Source organism: Streptomyces sp. NPDC059853 (assembly GCF_042731495.1).
Taxonomy (GTDB): domain Bacteria; phylum Actinomycetota; class Actinomycetes; order Streptomycetales; family Streptomycetaceae; genus Streptomyces.
Map to the genome: position 1 here is coordinate 1 of NZ_JBHWJL010000324.1, position 5,548 is coordinate 5,548.

At 71.3% G+C, this 5,548-nt stretch carries 5 protein-coding genes; 3 read left to right on the top strand and 2 right to left on the bottom strand.

The window, feature by feature from the left end; all coding sequences use genetic code 11:
* Positions 1–1,588, bottom strand: a 1,588-nt coding sequence (locus tag ACFV5N_RS23970) for an acetyl/propionyl/methylcrotonyl-CoA carboxylase subunit alpha (protein WP_385603486.1), incomplete at its 3' end; no start/stop codon positions are given.
* Between the two features lie 327 nt (positions 1,589–1,915).
* On the bottom strand, positions 1,916–2,551 hold the full coding sequence (locus ACFV5N_RS23975) for a nucleoside triphosphate pyrophosphatase (protein ID WP_385603489.1): 636 nt from the start codon (positions 2,549–2,551) through the stop codon (positions 1,916–1,918).
* Between the two features lie 155 nt (positions 2,552–2,706).
* On the opposite strand from ACFV5N_RS23975, the gene ACFV5N_RS23980 reads away from it, so the two are divergent.
* The 3 genes from ACFV5N_RS23980 to ACFV5N_RS23990 all read left to right on the top strand — a co-directional run.
* Positions 2,707–3,531 (top strand): polyphosphate polymerase domain-containing protein, encoded by an 825-nt coding sequence (locus tag ACFV5N_RS23980; protein WP_385603492.1) that lies wholly within the window; start codon positions 2,707–2,709, stop codon positions 3,529–3,531.
* Positions 3,521–4,198: a DUF4956 domain-containing protein gene (locus tag ACFV5N_RS23985; protein ID WP_385603495.1), complete on the top strand. Its 678-nt coding sequence runs from the start codon at positions 3,521–3,523 to the stop codon at positions 4,196–4,198. Before ACFV5N_RS23980 ends, ACFV5N_RS23985 begins: the two co-directional genes overlap by 11 nt.
* The coding region (locus tag ACFV5N_RS23990; RefSeq protein WP_385603498.1) for a CotH kinase family protein at positions 4,198–5,548 on the top strand (1,351 nt) is incomplete at its 3' end. The genes ACFV5N_RS23985 and ACFV5N_RS23990, both read left to right, overlap by 1 nt.

The following is a 5,548-nucleotide window of genomic DNA, read 5'->3' on the forward strand; positions in this document are numbered from 1 at the left end:
GCATCGGCGAGGCCAGCGTGTCCCCCGAGGCCGCGCTCGCCGCGCGGCGCCCGGCCTTGCGGCGGGCCGGCTTCGCGCCGCCCGCCACCGCCGCCCGCGCCAGCGGCATCGCCAGCGTGGCCGGCAGCGACACCTCCAGGCGCTTGCCGCCGACCTCGACGACCACCGTCTCGCGGGTGTCGCTCTCCTCCTCGGCCGTGGCGGCGGCTCCGAAGGGCTCGATGGTGTTCTTGAACTCGGTCTCGATCCAGCGGGTGTGGACCGCGAACGGCTGCCCGGCCGTCTCCTCGGACACCTCCGGCGCGAACGCCGGATCGGCCACCACCGCCCGGTGGAACGGGATCGCCGTGGCCATCCCCTCCACCTGGAACTCGGCCAGCGCGCGCGCCGCCCGCTGGAGCGCCTGCTGCCGCGTCGCCCCGGTCACGATGAGCTTGGCCAGCAGCGAGTCCCACGCCGGACCGATCACCGAACCCGACTCGACCCCCGCGTCAAGACGGACCCCGGGGCCGCTCGGCGGCACGAAGGCCGTCACCGTGCCCGGCGCGGGCAGGAAGTTGCGGCCCGGGTCCTCGCCGTTGATCCGGAACTCGAAGGAGTGCCCGCGCAGCGGCGGGTCGTCGTACCCCAGCTCCTCGCCGTCCGCGATCCGGAACTGCTCGCGCACCAGGTCGATCCCCGTGACCTCCTCGGTCACCGGGTGCTCCACCTGGAGCCGGGTGTTGACCTCCAGGAAGGAGATCGTGCCGTCCTGGCCGACCAGGAACTCGCAGGTCCCGGCGCCCACATAGCCGGCCTCCTTGAGGATGGCCTTCGACGCGCGGTACAGCTCGGCGTTCTGCGCCTCGCTCAGGTACGGGGCCGGGGCCTCCTCGACCAGCTTCTGGTGCCGCCGCTGGAGGGAGCAGTCACGGGTGGAGACCACGACCACATTGCCGTGCGTGTCGGCCAGACACTGCGTCTCGACGTGCCGGGGCCGGTCCAGATAGCGCTCCACGAAGCACTCGCCGCGCCCGAACGCCGCCTGGGCCTCGCGGACCGCCGACTCGTACAGCTCGGGAACCTCTTCCAGCGTGCGGGCCACCTTCAGACCGCGCCCGCCGCCGCCGAAGGCCGCCTTGATCGCGATGGGCAGCCCGTGCTGCTCGGCGAAGGCCACCACCTCGTCCGCGCCGTTCACCGGGTCGGGGGTGCCGGCCACCAGCGGGGCGCCGGCCCGCTGCGCGATGTGCCGGGCCGCCACCTTGTCACCCAGATCGCGGATCGCCGCCGGGGGCGGGCCGATCCAGGTCAGCCCGGCGTCCAGCACCGCCTGCGCGAACTCCGCGTTCTCGGAGAGGAATCCGTAGCCGGGGTGGATGGCGTCGGCGCCGGAGTCGGCGGCTGCCTTGAGGACCTTGTAGATGTCCAGATAGCTGGTGGCCGGGGTGTCACCACCCAGCGCGAACGCCTCGTCGGTGGCGCGCACATGGACGGCCTCCCGGTCCGGCTCGGCGTAGACGGCAACGCTGGCGATGCCGGCGTCACGGCACGCCCGGGCGACGCGGACGGCGATTTCGCCGCGGTTGGCGATGAGCACCTTACGCACGATGGCTCCCTCCTTGGAACAAGCCGAGTTTAGGTACTGACGACACCCCGCGCCGAGTCGCCCGGATGAGTGAGCTTTTCCGCACGGTGGGTGAGGGAGCGTGGAACGAGGTGCCTGCTGCCCTGCGGTACCACGGTACGCGCCCGCCTCAAGGGCGCCGTGTGCGGTGCTCGCGTGGGGCCAGGATACGGGCGGACAGCGCATCCGGATTGTAGGGATTCCATAAGTGCGGCCCGGATTCTTTTTCGCCGGCCGCCGGAGCCGCGCCCCCGTGGGCGCGGGTGGTGTGCCGGAGCCCGCCCGGTCCGCCCAGCGGGCCCGCCCGTCTCAGTCCTGGTCCCACAGCTCGCTGACCCGGACGCCGAGCCGGCCCAGGAGTGTGCGCAGCAGGGGCATCGAGAGACCGATCACATTGCCCGGGTCGCCGTCGATGCCGTCGATGAACGGCGCGGAGCGGCCCTGGAGGGTGAAGGCGCCCGCCACGTGCAGCGGTTCGCCGGTGGCGACGTAGGCGGCGATCTCCGCGTCGTCGGGCGTCCCGAACCGGACGGTGGTGGCCGCCACCGCCGACTCCGCCCGCCCGGTGACGGTGTCGATCACCCGGTGCCCGGTGAGCAGGTCGGCGGACCGGCCGCGCATCGCCTTCCAGCGGGTGACGGCCTCCTCGGCGGAGCCCGGCTTGCCCAGCGCCTCCCCGTCCAGGTCGAGGACCGAGTCGCAGCCGATGACCAGCGCCCCGGCGGCCCGCGGCAGCGCGGCGACGGCCGCGGCCTTGGCCTCCGCCAGCACCTGGGCGAGCGCGCGCGGGGACGGGGCGCTCAGCGCGTCCTCGTCCACGCCGCTGACGATCACCTCGGGCGCGAACCCGGCCTGCCGCAGCAGCCCGAGCCGGGCCGGCGACTGCGAGGCGAGCACCAGGCGGCGCCGGGTGGCGGGGGCGGGGGTGCGGGGCGCGGTGTCCATGCGGTCCAGCGTATCCAGCGGGGGCACCGGGCCGGTCCGGGACGGGTGCGGGTGCCGTTCATCGGGACGCTTCAGACCGTTCACATGAGGTTCTCAGTCAATTCTCATGTGTGCCTTGTTGGTTGGCCGTCCGGAACCGATCGAACGGAGGATGGATGGCCGCCGACGACGACGAGACGGGGCTCGCCCGGGGCGTGGCCAGCAGGCTGCACGCGTTCAACCGCTACGAGATCAAGTACCTGGTGGCGAACGAGGACGTCCCCGCGATCCGCTCGGAGCTGGCCCGCCGCATGGACCGGGACGAGCACAGCCCGCCCGGCGGCTACGGGGTGTGGAGCCTCTACTACGACACCCCGGCGCTGCGCTTCTACTGGGAGAAGATCGAGGGCCTGAAGTTCCGGCGCAAGCTGCGGATCCGGCACTACGGCGAACTGGACGCGGTCACCGACGACAGCGATGTCTTCGTCGAGATCAAACAGCGCGTGAACCGGGTGACCCAGAAGCGCCGGGTGCGGCTGCCGTACGGGGCGGCCCGCCGGCTGTGCGACGGGCACGAACTCGTCGACCCCGGCCCGTTCGGCCAGGAGGTGGCCGACCTGCTCGTGCGGCTCGATCTGCGGCCCACCGTCATCACCGGCTACCGCCGGGAAGCGCTCAAGGGACGCGACCAGGACGTGGGCCTGCGCGTGACCTTCGACAGCCGGATCCGGGGGCGCGACCGCGACTTCCACTTCGGCACGGCGGCGGAGAACCGTTACATCATCCCGCCCCGGCTGACCGTGATGGAGGTCAAGGTCAACGAGCGCGTTCCGTACTGGATCACCGATCTGATGGCGCGGCGCAGCCTCAGCGTGGTCCGGATCTCCAAGTACGTCCAGAGCGTGGAGGCCCACGGCAAGGCCCCGCGCTCCGTCTTCCACGTCCCGGAGGAAGCCCTCCCGGACACCGCCCTCCCGAAGGAAAACGCCCGTGTTCTCTGAACTCCAGGACCTCAGCGGTACGTTCAGCGTCGCCGACATCGTGCTCTCGCTGGTGATCTCGTTCGCCCTGAGCATGATGGTCGGCTACGTCTACCGCGCGACCCACCGCAATGTGTCCTACAGCCAGTCGTATGTGCAGACGCTGGTGATCATCGGCGTCATCGTGGCGATGATCCTGCTGGTCGTCGGCTCCAACCTGGCCCGGGCGTTCTCGCTGGTCGGCGCGTTGTCGGTGGTGCGGTTCCGGAACGCCGTCAAGGAGACCCGGGACGTCGGCTTCATCTTCCTGGTGATGGGCCTGGGCATGGCCTGCGGCGCCCGGTTCTACGCGCTGGCGGTCATCGCCGGTGTCACCATCTGCGTGATCATCCTGGTGATGCACAAGTTCAACATGTTCCAGCTGAACGTGCAGCGCCAGGTCGTCAAAGTGCAGGTGCCGGCCGGTGAGGACTACACGCAGCGCATCCAGGACGTCCTGATCGACTTCACCACCGAGTTCGAGCTGGTCAGCACCGAGTCGATACGCGGCGGGGCGCTCACCGAGGTCTTCTACACCGTGCGGATGAAGAAGGGCCGGCAGCCGGGCGCCCTGGTGGCGGCGCTGACCGAGCGCACCATGGGCCAGCGGGTGACCGTCCTGACCGGCTACGACCAGACGGACCTCTGATGACGGGCGACGGCGGCCGCTCCCGGCTCGTCCACCGGCTGCCGGTGCCGGTGCGGCAGCACTGGAAGCCGGTGGCGGCCCTGGCGGTGACGCTGGCGCTGCTGCTGGTGTACTTCGGCGACACCCGGGTCTCGGCGCTGGTGACCAGCGCCTCGGACGGCGACGGCGAGCAGATCACCCAGAACATCGCGGGCGCCACCGATCTCTACGACAGCACCGCGGAGCACACCGTGGCGCTGGAGTACGACGAGGCGGACTACCGGCGGCTGATCACCGCCTTCGAGGAGGACGGCGACAAGGAGTGGATGGAGGCCGATCTCACCATCGACGGCGCGTTCATCGAGTCGGTCGGCGTCCGGCTCAAGGGCAACTCCACGCTCAGCTCCCTGAGCGGCGAGGACATGGGCGGCCTGGGGGCGCGGCTGGTGGGACCGGACGGCGAGGAGCTCGACGCGGGGGACTTCGTCCTGCCCGAGGAGGGCTTCCCGGCCGGCGGGGGGATGGACATGGCCGAACTCTCCGCCGACGAGCCCGAGAACCTGCCCTGGCTGATCAAGATCGACCAGTACATCGAGGGCCGCGCCTACCAGGGGCACACCGAGATCTCGGTGCGGCCCGGCACGGACGAGACGCTGGCGCTGAACGAAGCGCTCATGCTGTCGCTGATGGACAGCTCGGGGCAGGTCGCGGAGCGGTACACGTTCTCCACCTTCACCGTCAACAACCGCCCGGCCACCACCCGGCTGCTGGTGGAGAACCCGAGCACCGGGTACGCCACCGAGCGCAGCGGCGGCAACGGCGTGCTCTACAAGGCGCGGGCGACCAGCGGTTTCGCGTACGTCGGGGACGATCCGACCGACTACCAGGACCAGTTCAAGCAGATCACCAAGAAGGGCAGCCAGGACCTCCAGCCGCTGATCAACCTCATCAAGTGGGCGGAGGAGGCGAGCGACGAGGAGTTCGCGGCGGGCCTGGGCGACCGGGTCGACCTGGACTCGTTCGCGGCGTACGTGGCCACCCAGAACCTGCTGCTGAACTTCGACGACATGAGCGGCCCCGGGCAGAACTACCTGCTCTGGTACGACCTGGACACCAAGAAGTTCTCCGTGCTCGGCTGGGACTTCAACCTGTCGCTGAGCGGGGACGCGACCGCGGGTCCGGACGACCCGGCGGGCGGGTTCGCGATGGGCGGCCCGACGGAGGGCACCGAGGCCCCGGACGGGGCGGGGGAGGCGTTCCCGGAGGGCGCGTTCCCGGAGGGCACCCTCCCGGACGGTTTTCCGGAGGACGGCGCCGCCCCCGGCGGCATGGGCCCGGGCGGCGGCGGCCGGATGCCGCCGGGCGGCACCG

Coding starts and splice junctions, on each gene's coding strand:
- ACFV5N_RS23980 (WP_385603492.1), top strand. CDS start 2,707: ATGGCCGCCGACGACGACGAGACGGGGCTCGCCCGGGGCGTGGCCAGC.
- ACFV5N_RS23975 (WP_385603489.1), bottom strand. CDS start 2,551: ATGGACACCGCGCCCCGCACCCCCGCCCCCGCCACCCGGCGCCGCCTG.